The sequence below is a fragment of the Halomonas sp. BC1 genome (genome assembly GCF_002078135.1).
GTDB classification, from domain to species: Bacteria; Pseudomonadota; Gammaproteobacteria; order Pseudomonadales; family Halomonadaceae; genus Vreelandella; species Vreelandella stevensii.
Genome location: NZ_LFGS01000004.1, coordinates 364587 through 366666, shown reverse-complemented (window position 1 = coordinate 366666; position 2080 = coordinate 364587). Strand labels below are relative to the sequence as shown.

General features: G+C 55.2%; 4 protein-coding genes. All 4 read left to right on the top strand.

Annotation, left to right across the window (positions count from 1 at the left end; translation table 11 throughout):
* Window positions 1-221 (top strand): IS66 family insertion sequence element accessory protein TnpA (gene tnpA / locus B7L72_RS18435; RefSeq protein ID WP_176212825.1); only part of this gene is annotated, 221 nt, incomplete at its 5' end.
* On the top strand, window positions 221-589 hold the full coding sequence (gene tnpB / locus B7L72_RS03265) for an IS66 family insertion sequence element accessory protein TnpB (RefSeq protein WP_081136160.1): 369 nt from the start codon (window positions 221-223) through the stop codon (window positions 587-589). The genes tnpA and tnpB, both read left to right, overlap by 1 nt.
* Before the next feature lie 45 nt (window positions 590-634).
* Entirely contained in the window at window positions 635-1630 is a 996-nt protein-coding gene (locus B7L72_RS03260) for an IS66 family transposase (protein ID WP_254893745.1), read from the top strand.
* A gap of 124 nt (window positions 1631-1754) precedes the next feature.
* A complete protein-coding gene (locus B7L72_RS03255; protein ID WP_016914161.1) occupies window positions 1755-2024 on the top strand; it encodes a hypothetical protein in 270 nt (89 codons plus the stop codon).
* Window positions 2025-2080 lie beyond the last annotated feature (56 nt).

The window sequence follows — 2080 nt, the reverse complement described above, 5'->3', positions numbered from 1 at the left end:
TAACCTATTGTCGCTTTGTTTATTGGCGTAAAAAGCTGACCGAACCGGAGGCGTCGTTTCCGGAGCAACCCGTGTCGTCGCCCGGCTTTGCCAAGGTATCGGCAGTGCCTGGTCCGGAGTCGTCAGAAGGATTAACGGTGTCATTGCCCGGCGGCGTCTCGATCACCGGCCTGCACGCCGGCAATGTGGAGTTGCTCGGTGCCGTGCTGAGGCAACTGTAATGCGCCACCGCTATCTGCGCCCCTCCTGGGACCTGCCGGAGATATACCTGTACCGACAGCCTATCGACTTCCGCAAGCAGGCCAACGGCCTGGCGTTGATTGTCGAGCAGGAGCTGGGGCACAGTCCGTTCTCCGGCGCGCTTTACGCTTTCACCAACCGGCAGCGCAACAAGATCAAGTGCCTGATGTGGGAAGACAACGGCTTTGTGCTTTACTACAAGTCCCTGGCCGAGGAAAAATTCAAATGGCCGGGCCCGTCGGATGAGCTGATGCCGCTGAACGGCGAGCAGATCAACTGGTTGCTGGACGGCTACGACATTACGCTGCTTCAGGGCCATAAAACCCTGCATTATGAGAGCGTTGGGTAGCACTTTTTAAGTGTGTCAGGGCGTTGTTTTTGCTATCATTTCGCCATGAAAACAACGCTTGATAACACGCCCAAAACACCCGATTTCAGCGGTCTCTCGCCCGCTGAAATGGCGGCGGTTATCAACGATTTGCAGGAACAACTGGCCGCGAAAGAAGCGGCTCTGCAGAGTCAGTTGCAGCAGCATGATGAGGCCCTCCGGCGTCGCGACAATTACATCGCCATTCTCGAAGAGCTGCTGCGTCACAAGAAGATCCAGCAGTTCGCCGCAAGCAGTGAAAAACAGCCCAACCAGATCGTGTTGTTCGATGAAGCCGAGCTGGAAGTGGCGATTGACGAACTACGCGACGAACTCCCTGACGATGTGGAAGAAGCCGATGCGCCGCCTCGCTCCCGCAAGCGCCGTCAACGCGGCTTCTCCGTCACGCTCTTGCGTGAGCGTATTGAACTGACCCTCAGCGACGACGAGAAAGCCGGAGCTTCCAGGACCTTCTTCACCAAAGTGAAGGAAGAACTGGAGTACATTCCGGCCCAACTGAAAGTCCTGGAGTACTGGCAGGAAAAGGCCGTGTTCGAGCAGGACGGCGAAGAGCGAGTCATCGCGGCTGCCCGGTCTACACACCCGCTGGGCAAGTGCATTGCCACACCGTCACTACTGGCTTATCTGATTACGTCCAAGTACGCCGATGGCCTGCCACTGTACCGGCAGGAGCAGATGTTCAAGCGCCTGGGTCATGACCTGAGCCGCACCAGCATGGCCCACTGGATCATCCGCCTGAACGACGTGTTCAAACCGCTGATGACCCTGATACGTGAAACCCAGAACGGCAGTGACTACCTGCAGGCCGATGAAACCCGGATCCAGGTACTCAAGGAGGATGGCAAAAAAGCCCAATCGGACAAGTGGATGTGGGGATGGGAGAATGCCTCAATAGTGCTGTATATAAAAACAGTATTATTGAGACGAGCAAAACGCGCAAGCCCGCGAATTTTGGCTACATCGCCAAAATTCTCTTTGCACGCTGTAGAATCAATGAGGTAGATTCAATTTGGTGGCTGTGAAACCTCAGTCATTGTGATGTCACGTTCATTGAGGTTTCATGGCAGGGCGTATAATCACTGTTAGGTGTGATGGTGAAGTCCGCCGCAAATTTAAGAGGTCATGGATGGATAGTGATTTACTAGAAATGTCCCAGGAACAACTTGTGGCAGAGGTCATAAAACTTCGCCAAGGTATCCGCGAACACCGAGACACCACTGGCCATGATCTGTGCTGGCACCATCCGGCTCTGTGGGCGCTCCTGCCCGAGAAGGTTGATCCCAAAATTGCTGTGCCAGCGTGGCCTCATTTCATGCGTGGCTGCATCAAGTACCGCGAGTCGCTAGACAAGCAAGCGCCTGACGCTCCTCGTACAGATGAGCCGTTCCGTGGCTAACATCACACCTAACAATTCATTCAAGCCGACGCCGCTTCGCGGCGCGGCTTAACTCA